This is a genomic window from Streptomyces sp. NPDC005070 (assembly GCF_053600395.1).
This window is the reverse complement of record NZ_JBSFZS010000009.1, coordinates 24643-42093: the sequence shown is the minus strand read 5'-3', so window position 1 is coordinate 42093 and position 17451 is coordinate 24643. Positions and strand designations below refer to the sequence as shown.

14 protein-coding genes are annotated in these 17451 nt (G+C 71.4%); 4 read left to right on the top strand and 10 right to left on the bottom strand.

Annotation, left to right across the window (positions count from 1 at the left end):
• Nucleotides 1-58: 58 nt before the first annotated feature.
• Nucleotides 59-511: a flavodoxin family protein gene (locus ACWEBX_RS05305; protein WP_355764289.1), complete on the top strand. Its 453-nt coding sequence runs from the start codon at nucleotides 59-61 to the stop codon at nucleotides 509-511.
• Between the two features lie 34 nt (nucleotides 512-545).
• Here the strand turns inward: ACWEBX_RS05305 and ACWEBX_RS05300 are convergent, their stop codons facing one another.
• The 3 genes from ACWEBX_RS05300 to ACWEBX_RS05290 all read right to left on the bottom strand — a co-directional run bounded on the left by ACWEBX_RS05300 (nucleotide 546) and on the right by ACWEBX_RS05290 (nucleotide 4132).
• Complete coding sequence (locus ACWEBX_RS05300) at nucleotides 546-2195, bottom strand: FAD-dependent monooxygenase (RefSeq protein WP_451883564.1); 1650 nt, start codon at nucleotides 2193-2195, stop codon at nucleotides 546-548.
• Nucleotides 2196-2317: 122 nt separating this feature from the next.
• Nucleotides 2318-3478 (bottom strand): PP2C family protein-serine/threonine phosphatase, encoded by a 1161-nt coding sequence (locus ACWEBX_RS05295; protein ID WP_451883563.1) that lies wholly within the window; start codon nucleotides 3476-3478, stop codon nucleotides 2318-2320.
• Between the two features lie 186 nt (nucleotides 3479-3664).
• Nucleotides 3665-4132, bottom strand: coding sequence for a hypothetical protein (locus tag ACWEBX_RS05290; RefSeq protein WP_451883562.1), 468 nt, complete (start codon nucleotides 4130-4132; stop codon nucleotides 3665-3667).
• A 198-nt stretch (nucleotides 4133-4330) separates the two neighbouring features.
• Here ACWEBX_RS05290 and ACWEBX_RS05285 point away from each other — a divergent pair, with 198 nt between their 5' ends.
• Nucleotides 4331-4978, top strand: coding sequence for a TetR/AcrR family transcriptional regulator (locus ACWEBX_RS05285; RefSeq protein ID WP_451883615.1), 648 nt, complete (start codon nucleotides 4331-4333; stop codon nucleotides 4976-4978).
• Nucleotides 4979-5160: 182 nt separating this feature from the next.
• Here ACWEBX_RS05285 and ACWEBX_RS05280 read toward each other — a convergent pair whose 3' ends face one another.
• The 6 genes from ACWEBX_RS05280 to katG all read right to left on the bottom strand — a co-directional run bounded on the left by ACWEBX_RS05280 (nucleotide 5161) and on the right by katG (nucleotide 13594).
• The gene (locus ACWEBX_RS05280; protein WP_451883561.1) at nucleotides 5161-6723 is read right to left on the bottom strand and encodes an MFS transporter; all 1563 of its coding nucleotides are present in this window, start codon (nucleotides 6721-6723) and stop codon (nucleotides 5161-5163) included.
• Nucleotides 6724-7075: 352 nt separating this feature from the next.
• Nucleotides 7076-7810, bottom strand: a complete 735-nt coding sequence (locus ACWEBX_RS05275) for an FAD binding domain-containing protein (protein WP_451883560.1) — start codon at nucleotides 7808-7810, stop codon at nucleotides 7076-7078.
• A 261-nt stretch (nucleotides 7811-8071) separates the two neighbouring features.
• Complete coding sequence (locus tag ACWEBX_RS05270) at nucleotides 8072-8905, bottom strand: ABC transporter ATP-binding protein (protein WP_451883559.1); 834 nt, start codon at nucleotides 8903-8905, stop codon at nucleotides 8072-8074.
• A gap of 153 nt (nucleotides 8906-9058) precedes the next feature.
• Complete coding sequence (locus ACWEBX_RS05265) at nucleotides 9059-9793, bottom strand: hypothetical protein (RefSeq protein ID WP_451883558.1); 735 nt, start codon at nucleotides 9791-9793, stop codon at nucleotides 9059-9061.
• Between the two features lie 18 nt (nucleotides 9794-9811).
• Complete coding sequence (gene lpdA, locus ACWEBX_RS05260) at nucleotides 9812-11212, bottom strand: dihydrolipoyl dehydrogenase (RefSeq protein ID WP_451883557.1); 1401 nt, start codon at nucleotides 11210-11212, stop codon at nucleotides 9812-9814.
• Between the two features lie 159 nt (nucleotides 11213-11371).
• Complete coding sequence (gene katG / locus ACWEBX_RS05255; protein ID WP_451883556.1) at nucleotides 11372-13594, bottom strand: catalase/peroxidase HPI; 2223 nt, start codon at nucleotides 13592-13594, stop codon at nucleotides 11372-11374.
• 592 nt (nucleotides 13595-14186) lie between these two features.
• Here katG and ACWEBX_RS05250 point away from each other — a divergent pair.
• Nucleotides 14187-14597: a Fur family transcriptional regulator gene (locus tag ACWEBX_RS05250; RefSeq protein WP_355767177.1), complete on the top strand. Its 411-nt coding sequence runs from the start codon at nucleotides 14187-14189 to the stop codon at nucleotides 14595-14597.
• A 98-nt stretch (nucleotides 14598-14695) separates the two neighbouring features.
• Nucleotides 14696-15268, top strand: coding sequence for a GNAT family N-acetyltransferase (locus tag ACWEBX_RS05245; RefSeq protein WP_451883555.1), 573 nt, complete (start codon nucleotides 14696-14698; stop codon nucleotides 15266-15268).
• On the opposite strand, the gene ligA is transcribed toward ACWEBX_RS05245, so the two are convergent.
• Nucleotides 15256-17349 carry an NAD-dependent DNA ligase LigA gene (gene ligA, locus ACWEBX_RS05240; protein WP_451883554.1) on the bottom strand — a complete coding sequence of 698 codons (2094 nt, stop codon included), beginning with the start codon at nucleotides 17347-17349 and terminating at the stop codon, nucleotides 15256-15258. The two genes, ACWEBX_RS05245 and ligA, sit on opposite strands and share 13 nt — an antisense overlap.
• Nucleotides 17350-17451 lie beyond the last annotated feature (102 nt).

Below are 17451 nucleotides of genomic sequence, written 5' to 3'. Positions count from 1 at the left end.
CGTCGGCGCGGCCCGTGGTGCTTGCGGTGGCGCCGGGCGGCGCGGCAGGGTGCGGGGTGTGCCTACTCTGCTGATCGTGCATCACACGCCCTCGCCCAACTGCCAGGCCATGTTCGAAGCCGTGCTCTCCGGCGCGACGGCGCCCGAGATCGAGGGCGTCCAGGTGGTGCGGCGGGCGGCGCTGGAGGCGACCGCCTCGGACGTGCTGGCCGCCGACGGCTATGTGCTCGGCACCCCGGCCAACCTCGGCTACATGTCGGGCGCGCTGAAGCATTTCTTCGACCAGGTCTACTACCCGTGCCTGGACGCGACGGCCGCGCGGCCCTTCGGCTACTACGTGCACGGCGGGAACGACGTCACGGGGGCGGTGCGCGGCATCGAGTCCGTGACGACGGGCCTCGGTTGGCGCCGTGCGGCCGAGGCGGTGAAGGTGACCGGCGAGCCGGGCAAGGCCGACATCGAGGCCTGCTGGGAGCTCGGTGCGACTCTCGCGGCCCAACTGATGGACTGAGCCCGCCCGTCGAGGCCGAAGGACGCCGACGCCGTTACCGGGTGCCGGAGTCGGCCGGGGCGAAGGTGCGGGCCAGGTGGGCTGTCAGCTCCGCCGCCGTCGGCGGGCAGAGGCGGGCGCCGATGTATCCGTCCGGGCGGACCAGGAAGGCGGTCACCGCGTCGGAGACCCCGTAGAGACGGGCGAACTCGCCGAGCGCGTCGACGTACGCCGGCGGGCCGGAGGTGTCCGGGGCGCTCCCGGCGGGCCGGATCAGACAGGTGCCGACCCGCCCTCCGGAAAACTCGCCCGCCACATCGGCGAGTTGGGAGCCCTGTTCGCCATCCCCGTACACGACCAGCACGTGTCCGCGATCGCGCATGAGGTCGTACAGACGCAGCGGGAAGGCGGCGATGTGCGCCCTGAGGCCGGTGCAGTCGGGTGCGCGGTCGCCCGGCCGGGGGCCGGGGCCTTCGGAGGCCGGGCCCACGAGAGGGCTGCCGCGGTAGCCGACGAGGAGCTGTGCCTCGCGCAGCATCACGGTCCCCGGGTCGTCCGGGTCGGCCTGGACGCCGTGCGCCGCGTGGCGGACCGTGCGCGCGACGACCTCCTCGCCGACGGGCCGCCGCTCGGCGTCGTAACTGGCCGCCAGTTCGTGGTGCGCGCCGCCCTCGATGGCGAGGGCGAGTTTCCAGGCCAGGTTCCAGGCGTCCTGGATACCCGTGTTCATGCCCTGGGCACCGGTCGGGGGGTGGATGTGCGCCGCGTCGCCCGCGACGAAGACGCGGCCGTCGCCGTAGCGGTCGACGATCCGGTGGCTGATGCGGAAGACCGAGGACCAGCGCAGGCGGGAGGCGGTCGCGGGCCGGGGGGACATCCGGTCCAGCACCGCCTGGATGTCCGGGAGCGCGGGTGCGATCCTGCCGTCCAGGCCGTGGGCGATGCCGTCGGCCGGACCGCCCGGCCCGTCGTTCCCCGCCGCGGCGGAGAGTTCGGGCGGGACCTTCATCGAGGTCCGGTACCGGTTGTCGCCGGGCAGCGGGATGCACACCAGGATGTCGTCCACCTCGCCGTCGCCGTCGTGGTGCATGGCGCGGACGCCGTAGCCGGGCGGCATGTCCCAGTCAACCTCCACATCCCCGAGCATGTACTCCTCGGGGAACGCGCTTCCCTCGAAGGTGAGACCCAGCGTCTTGCGCACGACGCTGTGCGCGCCGTCGCAGCCCACCAGATAGCGCGCCCTGACCTCTTCCTCGGTTCCGGACGCCGACCTCAGGGTTACGGTCACGCCGTCGGCGTCCTGGCTGAACGAGACCAGTTCCGTGTCCCGTTCGATCCCGGTCCCGAACCGTGCGAGATGTTCCTCGATGATGCGTTCGGTCTCGTACTGCGGCAGGGCGGCGAAGCCGTACGGCACCTCCGGCGGCAGGGCGAAGTCGATCCGGGCCTGCTCGGTGCCGTTGACGTAGGCGAGCTGCCCGTACATCGGTGCCGCCGCCTCCAGGACGGTGCGGGTAAGCCCCATGTGGTCCCAGATCTCCAGCGTGCGCGGCTGGATGCCCACCGCCTTCGCGTACGGGAGCCGCTCCGGAAGCCGGTCGACGATACGGCAGCGGACCCCGCGTCGGCGCAGTTCCGCGGCCGCGGTGAGACCCACGGGGCCCGCACCCGCCACCACGACGTCGGTTCCGAAGGCGTGGGCCACGGGAGCCTCCCTGGGTGTGCCCCTGCGTCGAGTCGATCTCCCTCCATCGTGGCCCCGGGGCGCCCGGCCTCGCCACCGGGCACGCGCGTGAGGAGCGGGCCGCTTGCCCCGGCGCCGGTGTCTCAGCGTTGTGCGGGAGGGGGCGATCCGTCGGTGGGAAGCCGGTGATGGCCGTCCAGGGGGCGGTGGGCGAGGCGGAGGTGGTGCGCGGCGACGCGTTCGATGACCAGGAAGGCGGCGTCGTCGCCGGGCTGGTCGCCGATGTGCCGGACGAGGTCGTCGTGGATCTGGCGCAGCAGGACGTCGGGGTTGGAGGCGGTGAAGCCGGAGACCCGCTCGGCCAGGGGGTAGAAGGTGCCGTCCGGTGAGCGGGCCTCGATCACGCCGTCGGTGTACAGCAGCAGGAAGTCGCCGGCCTCGAAGGTGAACGGATCGGTGTGGTGGCTGGAGGCGGGCAGCTCGCACATGCCCAGCGGGGGCACGGGGTGCCGTGCGTGCAGGACGCTCACCTGGTGATCACGCAGGATCAGCGGCGGCGGATGACCGCAGTTGATCATTTCGACCCGCGTGCTGTCGTCGGGGATGTCGAGAACGAGGGCCGTGACGAAGTGTTCGCCCGGGTCGTGTTCGGTGTCGGCCACCTCGTCCAGGTCCCGGCACACGCTCACCTCCAGGGCCGCCGTCAGTTCGGGCAGGCTGTCGTAGCGGTGGGCGCCCTCGCGGAAGGCGCCCAGCACCACCGAGGCCTCGCCGATGGCGGCCAGCCCCTTGCCCCGGACGTCCCCGATGATGACGCGGGTGGACGCGTCGGCGGCCCGGGTGACCGCGAACAGGTCGCCGCCGATCTGCGTGTCGTCGTCGGCGGCCAGATACAGCCAGGCCACGCGCAGCGGACCGATCCGGCGCGGTGGCGGCCGCAGCAGCACCCGTTGCGCGGTCTCGGCCACGGAGCGCGCCCGCACCAACTCCTGGGCGCGTCGCTCCCGTACATGACACACGAGCACGACCAGGGCGGAGAGCACCACCAGGGCGATGAGCTGGGCGATGTGATTGGTGGTGCCGATTCCGCCGTGCAGGATGGCGACGATCACCTGGGCGACGACCGCCAGGAGGCCGACCAGAGCTGTCAGCCCGGGGCCCGCGAGCGAGGCCGTGAGGGTCGGCGCGATGACGAGCAGGGGTCCCAGGTGGACGTCGGTGGGGGAGCGGATGTCCACCACGGTGATCACGACGATCAACGCGAGCGGGATCGCCACCAGACCGCGGCCCGACGGTTGTTCCACGAGACGGTCCACTGACATGCGCCGGATACCCACGTGCCCCATTTTGTACCTGTTTCCGTGGCTACGGGGTTCCATACGGTGTTCGCCGTCGGCGAGTCCGGCGCGGGCACCGGTACTCGGGTGACCCCTTGGAGCGGCCTCGGGCGGGGCCCCCGCGCGCGATGCCGGGTCCGCGAGGGACCGGCGTCAGTTCCACAACGGGTAGCTGACCTTCTGCGCGTAGCCGTCCGGGTGGTTCTGGGTGTAGGTGAGTGTCATCTGCGTGTAGTGCCGCAGATGCGGGTTCTTCTTCCACTGCTGCGGGTGGTCCAGTCGGACGACGACCGGGTACGAGTGGAACTTGCCCGCCGCGCAGTACGGCTTGCAGTCGTTCACCATGTTCACGCCCCGGGCCACCGCGGAGTCCTGGTTCCACTGCGACCAGTGGAGCGAGACGAGGCGGCTGTTGCCGTCGCCGCAGGCCAGGATGAACTCGGCGGGGCGCACATCCGGATGCCAGAAGCAGTCCACGAGTACGGGAGACGCCTGGCGCTGCCGCGCGGTGTGCGGGGCCGCGTGCGAGGTCGCGGGGATGGCGGAAGCGGTACCCGTGACCGCTGTGAGCGCCGCTGCCGCGCAGATGGTGAACGCGGTCCGGATCGAGTTTGTGCGCATATCAGCTCCGTGCGGGACGCTCTTTCGTATGGCCGTCAATGTGTCGGCTCTGGCTCGACGCTACGGCCTCGGTGTGTGATGTACCACTCATTCGGATGAACGATGCCATTTCGTAAGAAGCGGTCGACATCGGTACACAGGGTGACGCATCGGGACGCCCAGCGACCGCGTCGGTCGGCCCCGTAGAATTCGTCCGTGATGAATAAACCCGGTGCGCAGCGCGGTCGCAGGCCGGGAAGCCCGGACACCAGGGCCGCGATCCTGGAGGTCGCCCGGCGCCGCTTCCTCGAGGACGGTTATCACGCGGTGACCCTTCGGTCCGTCGCCGCCGAGGCCGAGGTCGATCTCGCTCTGATCAGCTACTACTTCGGGTCGAAGAAGGGGCTGTTCGGCGCCGCGCTGGCGCTGGGCGCGAACCCGGCCGAACTCCTCGCCCGGGTCGTGCGGGAAGGGGACCTCGCCACGTTTCCCGAACGGGTCGTCCGCCAGGTCGTCGCCGTCTGGGACCATCCCGTGACGGGCCCGCCCCTGCTCGCGATGATGAAGACCGCGATCGACGACGACTCCCTCGGCGCACTGGTGAAGGAGGCGCTCGAACGCGAGATCGTCGACCGGATCGCGACCCTCGTGCCCGGACGGGACGCCCGGCAGCGCGCCACCGCGTTCACCACGGTGATCGCCGGGCTGATCGCCACCCGCTATCTGCTGCGCCTGGAGCCGATCGCCTCCATGACGACCGACGAGCTGGTCCACCTCGTGAGCCCGCAACTTCGGCAGGCCCTGCGCGGCCCCGGACGCCCCGCACGGGACACCCGGCCCACGGGGCGACCGGCGCCGCGCCCCTGACGCGCCGATCGGCGCGGTCCCGACGGGCGGGGACCCGGAGGCCGGTGTCGCGCCCGTCGGCCCGTCGAGCCGTTCCGCTCGTCCCGTGGGTGCCGCGAGGCACGAAAGACCGGTGCCCCGCACGGGGCGGGGCACCGGTCTTCGGTACGGCGGGGCAGCGAGCTTCGGTACGGCGGGGCAGCTCAGAGGTACGAGGGCTGCTCCTGTGCGCCGGGAGTGTCCGGGACCTCGTGGGCCTCGGCGGACGCCTCCGGCCGCGGGGCGGACCGCAGCAGGGCCGCGACGGCGACGGCGGCCAGGACGGCGGCCGCCGAGGCACCGAGCAGTGCCAGGTGCATGCCGTCGACGAAGGCGGTCGTCGCCCGGCCGGAGACCGGGCCGCCGATGGCGTGGGCCGCGGCCAGCGAGGAACGGGCCGCGTCCGCCACCTGCTGCGGCAGACCGGGCAGGCTCAGGTGGTCGCGGTAGGCGGCGCTGAGCAGGCTGCCGAGGACGGCGATCCCCAGGGCACCGCCGAGCTCCCGCGCCAGGTCGTTCATGGCCGAACCGACGTTCTGCAGCGAGCGAGGCAGGGCGTCCGTGATGGAGGTCGTGGCCGGTGTCATGGCCAGACCCATCCCCGCGCCCAGCGGCACGAGCCCCGCGGCGATCAGCCAGTACGGGCTCGACGCGTCGAGGAGGGAGAGGATCCCCATGCCCGCCGCGACACCGACGAGACCGGCGACCCAGGGTCCCCGGAAACCGAACCGGCCGACCAGCACCGGGGCGGCGCGGGAGACCGGAACCATGGTCACGGCCATCGGCAGCATGGCGGTCGCGGCCATCAAGGCGCTGTCGCCGCGGACCAGTTGCAGGTACTGCATCATCACGAAGATGAAGCCGAAGAACACGAAGAACTGAAGCATGATCGACAGCGAGCCCGCGGCGAAGTGGCGGTTGCGGAACAGCCGGGGGTCGAGCAGCGGGTTCTCGCGGCGCAGCTCGAAGCGGACGAACCCGGCCAGCACGGCCAGACCCAGCCCGATCCCGGCGAGCGTGACCGGGTCGGCCCACCCTCGGGTCGGCGCCTCGATGACCGAGTAGACGAGCGCCACCAGACCGGCCACGGCCAGCAGGGCGCCCCCGACGTCGAGCCTGGGCTGCTTCGCCTCCGCGGACTCGGGCACGAACAGCAGCGTTCCGACCAGGGCCACCAGGGCCAGAGTGACGTTCAGCAGGAACACCGAGCGCCACGACCAGCCCTCCAGCAGGGCCCCGGAGGCGAACAGTCCCACCAGCGCGCTGGCTCCGGCGACCGCCGCCCAGACGCTCACCGCCCGTGCCCGCTGGGCGCGCGGGAACGTGGTGGTGATGGTCGACAGCGTGGCCGGCATGACCAGCGCCGCACCGACGCCGAGGACGCCCCGCAGCGCGATGAGTGCCGACGGCTCGGTCGTCAGCGCGGCGGCGGCGGACCCGGCGCCGAAGATCGTCAGCCCCGCGATCAGGGCCCGCCTGCGGCCGAAACGGTCGCCCAGGGCGCCGGCAGGCAGCAGCAGCGACGCGAAGACCAGGCTGTAGGCGTCGATGATCCAGGACAACTGCGTCTGCGTGGCATGGGTCTCACGGGCGAGATCGGGAAGCGCCACATTGAGCGATGCCATGGCGGCGACCACCGTGCCGAGGGCGACACAGGTGACCACCAGAACCAGGTTGTGTCGTACGGCCGGTGCTGGACCGGCGGCAGGGGTGCGGGTGGAGGGCATGGGCTCCGTCCTTCGTCCGAGCGGTCCGGGAGGTTCCCGGTGCCTGGACCCAGAGTCGGGAGTCGGCCCTGCGATTTCCACGTTGATGAATTAGGGGTTCCCCCGGTGGCCGGTGCCCGGGGGCCGCGTCCGTACGCGGCCCCCTGAGCCGGGTCGGGCGGAGACACCGGTCAGCGGGCCGGGGGGACCGGGACGGCGGACCGCCGGGGACGAGCGCGGCGACACCCACGTCCCCGGATCCGTGCCACCCCTCGCCGCCTGTTGAATTCCCGGTCGCCCAGTGCCCGGGCCCGGGAAGCAGGTCCTACGGAGTGTGTGGCGCCGCCCGGCAGGCGGGAATCGTCAGACGGCCCTACTGGTCGGCGGGGCGTGCCAGCAGGCCGGTCACCTGACGGCCGACAAGTTCCCATGCCGGGGCCGGGAGCCGGCCGAGCGAGCCGTCCCGCAGCGCGCGCAGCGTCGCGTCACTGTCGCCCCGCCACACGGCGTTCTCGCTGAACACCTCGTCCTCGGAGCGGACCGCGACGCGAAGGAGAGTCCCGTCGCTGTCGCTGTCGTTGTCGCCCGCGTGCAGGGCGGCGGCGACGACGAGCGGCGACGGTCCGCCCGGCTCGGCCGCGGCCTTGACGTAGTTGCTGGCGACCGGTGTGCGCCAGCGCAGGCTCAGGAGCAGATGACGCTTGGCGAGCACCTCGGCCAGATCGGTCTCGGTGACACCCTCCGGCTCCAGGATCATCGCCCGGGCGTCCAGGACGAGGGCCGCTGGCAGCAGACAACGCAGCGTGCTGCCCACGATGTTGCCGCCCACCGTGGCCGTCCGGCGTACCGCGCCGGTCCCCACGGTGGAGGCCGCCCGGCGCAGCACCTCCGGTACGCGGTCGTCGATGCGATTCAGCACCACGGCCGCACCCAGGGCCTCGGGCTCGATGGTGTTGGCCTCGGGGAGGTCGCGCAGCGACATGGCGTGGTCGGGGAACCCGTCCCGTTGCCAGGTGGCCCACACCAGTGTGGCGCCGCCGATGGGCACCGCCCCTTGGGTCAGGTACTCCTGTGCTTCGGACACGGACGTGGGCAGACGCAACAGCACGACAGCCGACCTGCTTTCCTGGTGACTTGGCGGCGGGGTACTCGGTGTCTTGGCGAAAAAGACCGTCGACAGGCGCATTTTCGCCGTACGGACGGGGGCGCGTACAGGGCACACTCCATCAACTGGTGCGCCCCGCCGTGCGGTTGGGCCCGCATCGGGGGACTTCACCGGGGGCGGCCCGCACGCGCTGTCCGTACTCACTGGGCGGCCATGGCGCCCGTCACTTTCCTTTCCCGCGCCGCGAGTTGCTTCGTACCGCTGTCAACTACCCTGGTGAGAGCCGGAATAGGCCGCCCATCGCCCGCCGTGCCGGACCACGGTGATCTGCCGGCCGAAGCAGTCGGTCATCCGGGAATCGGTCAGGGTGTCCTCGACGGGCCCCTGCGCCAGGACGCGCCCCTCGCGCAGGAGCAGCGTGTGACCGACGGCCGGGGCCAGCTCCTCCAGGTGGTGGGTGACCGTCACGGTGGCCAGTTCCGGACGGCTCTCGGCCAGCCGCTGCATGGCCTCGACAAGGTCCTCGCGGGACGGCAGGTCCAGGGCGTTGAACGGCTCGTCGAGCAGCAGCAGGGCCGGCTCGGCCATCAGCGCCCTGGCGATCAGGACGCGGGCCCGCTGCCCGCCCGAGCAGACCCCGTACGGCCGGTCGGCCAGCTCCTTGATGTCCAGTTCGGCGAGCAGTTCGTGACCACGCCGGCGTACCTCTGCGTCGTACTTCCGCCACAGCGGCTGTACGGTCCCGGTGTGGCCCGTCAGGACGACGCCGTGGGCGTCGAGGTCCTGCGGTACGCGCTGGGCCGTGCTCACATGGCCGATGCGGGCCCGCAGTTCGCGCATGTCGACCCGGCCGAGCCGGCAGCCGAGCACCTCGACGCTCCCGGTCGTCGGATGCATCAGCGCGCCGAGGAGGCGCAGCAGGGTCGTCTTGCCCGCGCCGTTGGCACCGAGCAGGGCCCAGTGCTCACCGGCCCGTACCGTCCAGTCGACCTCCGAGAGGATCACCTGGCGGTTCGTGTGACGGTGGACGCTCACGTCGCGGAGGGCGACCACCGTCCCCGGGCCGCCCGCGTCCGACTCGGTCCGTACCTCGGCCATGTCCGGTCTCCCTTCGATCGGTCGTCGCGTTCCGCACAGTAGATGCAGTGCGCATCTTGTTGTCCGTGTGTCCGCTGGGTGGACGGCGGTGAACCGCGTGGACCGCGTCGGCGGTGGGTCGAGCGGAGGCCCTCCGGCGGGAGCGGGGCACGATCACTTCAGGATGTTGACGGCGCGGGCCACCACCAGCACCACGGTCATCAGGGAGACGGTGGACTGGAGCATCATCAGCATCTTGGCCCAGCGGGACAGCGGCATCACGTCGGTCGGGCTGAAGGCGGCGGAGTTGGTGAAGGAGAGGTACAGGTAGTCCAGGAACGCCGGCTCCCAGTCCGGCGGCGCGGATTCGGGGCTCTGCATCTGGACGAAGAGGAAGTCCGCGTACTGGCGACGGCCCATCATCCGGTTCGCCGGTCCGCCGCGGTCCAACTCCCAGTACCACAGGGCGAACACGATGACGTTGGTGAGCCATATGTTGCCGCCGGTCAGCAGCAGCTTCGCGGCGTTCGACCCCTCGGCGCCGTGCGCGAGGCCCCGAACCAGCGCGGCCGCCGCCCAGCCGTTGGCCAGGCTGATCAGTCCGATGAGGGCGAGGCCGAGCGACCGCAGCCGCTTGTTCCGGGGCTCCACCCGGCGGGGGTTGGCGGCGACGAGGCCCATCAGCAGGACCACTTCAAGGGCCGGCAGCACGCCGAAGGGCAGGAGGGTCAGCCGCTCCGGCAGTTTGAGCTGGAGGGTGACCGCCGCCAGGATCGCGGCGGTCACCGCCCAGCGTGGCTCGCCGTGCGTCACCCTCCGCCAGGCGGGGGCCACTTCACGCTCGCCGGACTCCAGGAGCCGCTCGATCCCGATCAGCCGGCTCTCGGTGTCGTTCGATCCGTCGTTCATGCGGGTGATTGTCGCGCGTCACATGTTGATCATGTGGCCGGCCAGCCCGTGAACGGCCTCCTTGACCGCCTCTCCGAGTGTCGGGTGGCCGTGTACGTTGCGGGCGACCTCGTGGACCGTCAGGTCCCACTGTTGGGCGAGCGTCAACTCCGGTAGCAGTTCAGTGACTTCGGGGCCGATCAGGTGGGCGCCGAGGAGTTCGCCGTAGCGCGCGTCGCTGAGGATCTTGACGAATCCGGCAGGGTCGCCGAGGCCGTGGGCCTTCGCGTTCGCCGTGAACGGGAACTTCGCCACCTTCACGTCGAAGCCCCGCTCGCGCGCCTGCGCCTCGGTCCAGCCGAAACTGGCGATCTGGGGCTGACAGTAGGTCGCCCGCGGGATCATGACGTAGTCGAGCTCCATCGTCTCCGCGTCGCCGATCGTCTCGGCCGCCACGATGCCCATCGACTCCGCCGCGTGGGCGAGCATGAGCTTCGCCGTCACGTCCCCGATGGCGTAGATGTGCGGCACGCTCGTACGGCAGCGGCCGTCGATGTCGATCGCACCGCGGTCGGTGAGCTTCACACCGGTGTTCTCCAGGCCGTAGCCCTGTACGCGCGGCTGGAACCCGATCGCCTGGAGCACCTTGCCGGCCTCGAGCGTCTGCCGCTGCCCGCCCGTGGTCACCATGACCCTGACCGAGCCCCCCGAGTCGTCGATCGCCTCGACGCGGGTGGAGGTCAGCACGTTGATGCCGAGCCGCTTGTAGCGGCGGGCCAGTTCGGCGGAGACCTCCTCGTCCTCCAACGGGACGATCCGGTCGAGGAATTCGACGAGGGTGACCTGGACGCCGTAGTTGTGGAGCACGTAGGCGAACTCCACGCCGATGGCGCCGGCGCCCGCGATGACGATGCTGTCGGGGAGGGTGTCCGAGAGGATCTGCTCCTCGTACGTCACCACACGCTCGCTCAGCGAGGTTCCGGGGAGCAGCTTGGTGGTGGCGCCCGCGGCGATGACGCAGTTGCCGAAGGTGACGGTCTCCGAGCCGCCGTCGGTCAGGGCGACGTCGAGCGTGTGGTCGTCGCGGAAGGTACCGCGGCCGGTGTACTGGGTGATCTTGTTCTTCTTCATCAGGTAGTGGACGCCCTTGACCCGTCCGTCCGCCACCTTGCGACTGCGGGTGAAGGCGGCGCCGTAGTCGAAGCTCACCTCGCCGTTCACCTGGATACCGAAGGTCTTGGCCTCCTGGTTGAAGATGTGGGCGAGCTCCGCGTTGCGCAGCAGCGCCTTCGACGGGATGCACCCCACGTTGAGGCACACACCGCCCCAGTACTTCTCCTCGATGATCGCCGTGCTGAGTCCGAGCTGGGCGGCCCGGATCGCCGCGACATATCCTCCCGGGCCGGCGCCCAGGACCACCACGTCAAAGTGTGCGCTCATGGCGTTCAGCCTAGAACGCCACCACCCGCGGCGACGTGACGGGCGCGCGGCCGTGGAAGCCGCGGTGGACGCGGGCCGGGGAACGCGTACGGGCCGGCCCCCGGCGGGGGCCGGCCCGTACGTCAGGCCGTGTCAGGCGGCGTCAGGCGCCGCCCGACCTCAGACGAGGTCGAACCGGTCCAGGTTCATGACCTTGTCCCAGGCGGCGACGAAGTCCTTCACGAACTTCGCCCGGGCGTCGTCGCTCGCGTAGACCTCGGCGAGCGCGCGCAGCTCGGAGTTCGAGCCGAAGACGAGGTCGGCACGCGTGCCGGTCCACTTGACCTCGCCGGTGGCGTCGTCGCGGCCCTCGAAGGTGGTCGCGTCCTCGGAGGTCGCCTTCCACGTCGTGCCCAGGTCGAGCAGGTTGACGAAGAAGTCGTTGGTGAGCTGTCCGGGGGTCGCGGTGAGGACACCGTGCGAGGACTGGCCGTGGGTGGCGCCCAGGGCACGCAGACCGCCGACGAGGACGGTGAGCTCCGGCGCGCTCAGGGTCAGCAGGTTGGCGCGGTCGAGCAGCAGGTACTCGGCCGGAAGCCGGTTGCCCTTGCCGAGGTAGTTGCGGAAACCGTCCGAGGTGGGCTCCAGCGCGGCGAAGGACTCCGCGTCGGTGTGCTCGTCCGTCGCGTCGACGCGGCCGGGGGTGAAGGGCACCTGGATGTCGTGACCGGCGTCCTGGGCGGCCTTCTCGACCGCGGCGACGCCACCGAGGACGATCAGGTCGGCCAGCGAGACGTGCCGGGCACCGGAGTTGAAGTCCCGCTGGACGCCCTCCAGCGTGCGCAGCACCGTGGCCAGCGTGTCGGGGTCGTTGGCCTCCCAGCCGCGCTGCGGCTCCAGACGGATGCGGCCGCCGTTGGCGCCGCCGCGCTTGTCGCTGCCGCGGAACGTCGAGGCCGACGCCCACGCGGTGAAGACGAGCTGCGCGACCGTCAGGTCCGAGCCGAGGATCTTCGCCTTGAGGGCGCTGATGTCCTCGGCGCCGATGACCTCGCCCTCCGCCTCCGGCAGCGGGTCCTGCCACAGCAGGGTCTCCTCGGGGACCTCCGGGCCGAGGTAGAGGGACTTCGGGCCCATGTCACGGTGGGTCAGCTTGTACCAGGCCCGCGCGAAGGCGTCCGCGAACTCGGCGGGGTTCTCGTGGAAGCGGCGGGAGATCGGCTCGTAGACAGGGTCGAAGCGCAGCGACAGGTCGGTCGTGAGCATCGAGGGAGCGATCTTCTTCGCCGGGTCGTGGGCGGCCGGGACGGTGCCCTCGCCCGCGCCGTCCTTCGGCTTCCACTGGTTGGCGCCCGCGGGGCTCTGGGTCAGCTCCCACTCGTAGCCGAAGAGGATGTCGAAGAAGCCGTTGTCCCACTGGGTGGGTGCGGTGGTCCAGGTGACCTCCAGACCGGAGGTGATGGCGTCGCCGCCCTTGCCGCTGCCGTACGTGCTCTTCCAGCCCAGGCCCTGCGCCTCGAGCGGGGCGGCCTCGGGGTCGTCGCCGACGCTCTCCGACGGACCGGCGCCGTGGGTCTTGCCGAAGGTGTGACCGCCCGCGATCAGGGCGACCGTCTCCTCGTCGTTCATCGCCATCCGGCGGAACGTCTCACGGATGTCGCGGGCCGCCGCGATCGGGTCCGGGTTGCCGTTCGGGCCCTCGGGGTTGACGTAGATGAGACCCATCTGGACGGCGCCGAGCGGGTTCTCCAGGTCACGGTCGCCCGTGTAGCGCTCGTCGTCGAGCCAGGTGGTCTCCGGGCCCCAGTACACGTCCTCCTCGGACTCCCACACGTCCACGCGGCCGCCGGCGAAGCCGAAGGTGTCGAAGCCCATCTGCTCCAGGGCGACGTTACCGGTGAGGATCATGAGGTCGGCCCAGGAGAGGCTCTGGCCGTACTTCTTCTTGACGGGCCACAGCAGCCGGCGGGCCTTGTCCAGGTTGACATTGTCCGGCCAGCTGTTGAGGGGGGCGAAGCGCTGCTGACCGGCACCGGCGCCGCCGCGGCCGTCGCTGATGCGGTAGGTGCCCGCGCTGTGCCAGGCCATACGGATCATGAAGGGGCCGTAGTTGCCGAAGTCGGCGGGCCACCAGTCCTGCGAGGTCGTGAGCACCTCGGCGATGTCGTGCTTCACCGCGGCGAGGTCGAGGGACTCGAAGGCCGTGGCGTAGTCGAAGTCCTCGCCGAGCGGGTTGGCCACGGCGGGGTTCTTGGCAAGGATCTTCAGGTTGAGACGTTCCGGCCACCACTGGCGGTTTCCACCGCCCTGGGTCGGGTGCGGAGCGCGGCCGTGTGCGACCGGGCAGCCGCCCGCCCCCTCCGTTTTCGCGTCGGTGACGATCGCGTCGTGGTTCTCAGACATGGGAATCCTTCCGGATGGGCCGATCTCGGTGCTCAGCGACTACGGGTGGGGGGAACTGCCGGGGCGGGGCCCCGGCGGTCGGCCCCGGAACCTTCGGCAGAGCCGACGGAGAGGCCGTTGTTTTCGGACGATAACGCGCAAAGGGGGCGATCTGTCGCGCGGCCGGAGGCGGGGGTGCCGTACGCGGCTCGCGGCGGACCGGCTGGACCGGTCCGATACGGGGTACGCATCCCGCCACGGTGAGCGGACGGAGGGCTGTGTGCCACGTGCGGGGAGGTGCGGCGCAGGGTCGCCCGCCGTGGCGGCGATCACGTCGTCGCCGGGGCGGTCCCGGGCTCCGGGAGCTTCCCGGGCTGCGTGTCACGGCGGCCGTCACGCGCAGGCCGGCGCCGCGTGGTTCCACGGCGGTGGTCCCGACATCTGTGTCTCTCCTGCTCGTGCCGAAGTGTTCTTGTCCCTTGGCCAGTGCCAAAACCGATCCTACGATGGACAGAGTCCAAGTCAAGAAGGACACCAGACCCATATTCGATCGGACCCAGGATGCACACCGATAAACTGCGGGTTCCCACCGATCCTGAAAAGGTGAACCGATATGAGTGACCTGCTGGAGCGACTGCGAGGGCGTGGCTGGCGGATGACTTCCCAGCGACGCGTCGTTGCGGAGGTCCTCGACGGCGATCATGTGCATCTCACGGCCGACGAGGTGCATGCCCGCGCGGCCGAACGGCTGCCCGAGATCTCCCGGGCGACCGTCTACAACGCCCTGGGGGAGCTGGTCTCGCTCGGCGAGGTGATCGAGGTCACCACCGACGGCCGCGCCAAGCGCTACGACCCCAACGCGCACCGCCCGCACCAGCATCTGGTGTGTTCCGCCTGCGGCACCGTCCGTGACGTCCATCCCACCGGCAACCCGCTGGCCGACCTTCCCGCGACGGAACGCTTCGGTTTCACCGTGGCCGCCGTCGAGGTCACGTACCGGGGGCTGTGCCCGTCATGTGCCTAGGGCGCGGCAGGCGCGGCCGGGCCGCTTCGTGTGCCTGAGGCGTGCCGGGCGCGGCCCGGGCCGGTGAGACGTCGCGGACACGCCCTAGGCTTTCGGTCATGATCGAGACCGAGCGGGAGCTCTCACCGGCGATACGGATCAGGCCCGGCGGCCCGGCCGACGCGCAGGTCGTTCTGGACATGCTCGACGGAGCGGTGGTCTGGATGAACGCCCGGGGCAACACCGAGCAGTGGGGCACGACCCCGTACTCGGCGACAGCGGGCGGGACGGAGCGCGTCCTGCGGTACATGACCGAGAACGCGCCCTTCGTCGCCGAAGCCGACGGAACACCCGTCGGCGCCATGGTCCTCGACACCGGGCCCAGCCCGCGGATGCCGATCGAGCCCGCCGGGGAACCCGAGCGGTACGTCCGGCTGCTGGTGTCCGACCGACGGCACGCCGGCAGCGGCATCGGGGCCGCGCTCCTCGCCCACGCCGCCGAGGAGACACGGCGGTCCGGCGTCGAGCTGCTGCGGGTCGACTGCTGGGCGGGCGGCGGGGGCGAACTGGTCGCGTTCTACGAGCGCCAGGGATTCACCCCCACCGAGCGATTCCTGTCCGGGAGCCGGCCGGGCCAGGTGCTGGCCCGGCGGGTCGGCGTACCGCGCGCGCGGAGCGATCAGGCGAGGTAGTCGGCGACGAGCTCGGCGAACTCCTCCGGCGCCGCGAGCCTGACCCCGAGGCTCTCGGCCTTGGCGCGCTTGGATCCGGCACCCTCGCCGGCGACGACCAGGGTCGTCTTCTTCGACACGCTGGAGGAGGAACGGCCGCCGGCGCGCTCGATGAGCTCGTTCATCTGGTTGCGGCTGAGCTGCTCCAGGGCCCCGGTCATCGCACCGGTGACCACCACCGTCATCCCGGCCAGCGGCCCGCCGGCCGTCTCGGCCTCCTCCGCGTCCGGGCCGTCCTCGCCGGGCGCGGCGGGCGGGGTGGCGCCGGGCTCGGTCATGTTGACCCCGGCGGCGGCGAGCTTGTCGATCAGCGGGGCCAGTTCGGCCAGCTCCGCGACGATCGAGGGGGCCTTCTCCGTGCCGATGCCCTCCACCCGCTGCATCGCTTCCGCGTCCGCCGCGCGTATGTGCTCCATGGTCGCGAAATACCGGGCGATGCGCCGGGACATGGAACGGCCGGTGCCGCGGACACCGAGCGCGCACAGCACCCGGGACAGCGGTCTGCCCTTGGCCGTCTCGATCGCCGCGAGGAGGTTGTCGGTGCTGGTCTCCCCCATCCGGTCCAGGCCGAGGAGCTGCTCGCGGGTCAGGTCGAACAGACCGGCGAGATCGGCGACCAGACCGCTCTCGACGAGCTGGACGACCCGCGTGTGACCGAGACCCTCGATGTCGAGCTGGTCGCGGCCCGCCGCGTACGAGAGCGCGGCGACCAGATGGCAGTTGCGGCCCTGCTCGCAGCGCCACCGCTGCTCGCTGGTGTCGATGGCGGACCCGCAGTTCGGGCACGTCTCGGGGAAGAGGATGGGCTGTTCCTCGCCGGTGCGCAGATGGGCGACGGGAGCCTCGACGCGGGGGATGACGTCCCCGGCGCGGTGGACCATCACATGGTCGCCCAGCCGCAGATCGCGACGCGTGATGTCCGCCGGGTTGTGCAGGGTGGCGTACGTGATGGTCGAGCCGTCGATCTCGACCGGCTCCAGCACCGCACGCGGCGCGACGATGCCGGTGCGGCCCACGTTCCACTCGACCGCCAGCAGCCGGGTGATCTTCTCGACGGCCGGGAGCTTGTACGCGATCGCCCAGCGCGGTGCCCGTGTACCGGACCCGGCGGCCCGCTGGTCGGCGGCCAGATCGGCCTTGACGACGATCCCGTCGATCCCGAACGGCAGCTCGGCGCGCAGTGCCCCGATCTCCTGGACGCGCGCCAGGACCTGCTCGGCGGTCGCGGCGGTGATGCCGGGGACGGCCGTGCTCACGGTGGTGTTCACGCCCAGCTCTGCCGCCCGGGCCATGAGCTCGCTGTGCGCGAGCTCGTCGAGCCGGGCGGCCGTGGCGGCCTCGGTGCCGGGCACCGGCAGCAGGCCGTAGCCGAAGAAGGTCATCGGAACGGTGTAGGCGCGGTCCTTGGCGCGCAGCGTGCCGGCCGCGGCGTTGCGCGGGTTCGCGAACGGCTGCCCGCCGTGCGCCGTGCGTACCTCGTTGGCGTGCTCGAACTGTGCGGTCGTCATGAGGACTTCGCCGCGCGCCTCCAGGGTGAGCGGCTCGGCGAGCTCGCCGGGCAGGCCCTCGATCGTCCCGATCGCGTGCGACACGTCCTCACCGGCGGTGCCGTCCCCGCGGGTGATGAGGCGGGTGAGGCGGCCCTCCTGATACCGCGCCGCGATGGCCAAGCCGTCGAGCTTCGGCTCGATGCTGTACCGCTCCACCTCGTGACCGGTCCGCCGGGCCAGCGACGCCGTCCAGGCGATGAACTCCTCGGAGGAGAAGACGTTGTCCAGGCTCAGCATCGGCACCGTGTGCGGGACGTCCCCCTCGACGGCGCCGCCCGCGACCTTCCCGGTCGGCGAGTCGGGCAGCACCTGCTCGGGATGGGCGGCCTCCCACGCGGCGATGCCGCGCACCAGCCGGTCGTACGCGTCGTCGTCGAGCATGGACGTGCCGCCCTCGTAGTAGGCGGCCGACGCCTTCAGCGCGTCCTCGACCGCCTGCGCGTAGGCGACGGCATCCACGATCACTGCAACAGGTGTTGTCATACCCGCCATCCTGCCTGCCACCACTGACAATGCCCTCCCGACGGCTTCCTCGGGGCAGGCACCCCGCAGACGGCCGAGGGCGCGGTCGCCGTCTTCGTGAGGGCGCCTCCC

What these genes read in the sequence shown, in the direction of transcription:
- ACWEBX_RS05290 (WP_451883562.1), bottom strand. Translation starts at nt 4,132, where the DNA reads ATGCGCACAAACTCGATCCGGACCGCGTTCACCATCTGCGCGGCAGCG.
- ACWEBX_RS05285 (WP_451883615.1), top strand. Translation starts at nt 4,331, where the DNA reads ATGAATAAACCCGGTGCGCAGCGCGGTCGCAGGCCGGGAAGCCCGGAC.
- ACWEBX_RS05280 (WP_451883561.1), bottom strand. Translation starts at nt 6,723, where the DNA reads ATGCCCTCCACCCGCACCCCTGCCGCCGGTCCAGCACCGGCCGTACGA.
- ACWEBX_RS05270 (WP_451883559.1), bottom strand. Translation starts at nt 8,905, where the DNA reads ATGGCCGAGGTACGGACCGAGTCGGACGCGGGCGGCCCGGGGACGGTG.
- ACWEBX_RS05265 (WP_451883558.1), bottom strand. Translation starts at nt 9,793, where the DNA reads ATGAACGACGGATCGAACGACACCGAGAGCCGGCTGATCGGGATCGAG.
- lpdA (WP_451883557.1), bottom strand. Translation starts at nt 11,212, where the DNA reads ATGAGCGCACACTTTGACGTGGTGGTCCTGGGCGCCGGCCCGGGAGGA.
- katG (WP_451883556.1), bottom strand. Translation starts at nt 13,594, where the DNA reads ATGTCTGAGAACCACGACGCGATCGTCACCGACGCGAAAACGGAGGGG.
- ACWEBX_RS05250 (WP_355767177.1), top strand. Translation starts at nt 14,187, where the DNA reads ATGAGTGACCTGCTGGAGCGACTGCGAGGGCGTGGCTGGCGGATGACT.
- ACWEBX_RS05245 (WP_451883555.1), top strand. Translation starts at nt 14,696, where the DNA reads ATGATCGAGACCGAGCGGGAGCTCTCACCGGCGATACGGATCAGGCCC.
- ligA (WP_451883554.1), bottom strand. Translation starts at nt 17,349, where the DNA reads ATGGCGGGTATGACAACACCTGTTGCAGTGATCGTGGATGCCGTCGCC.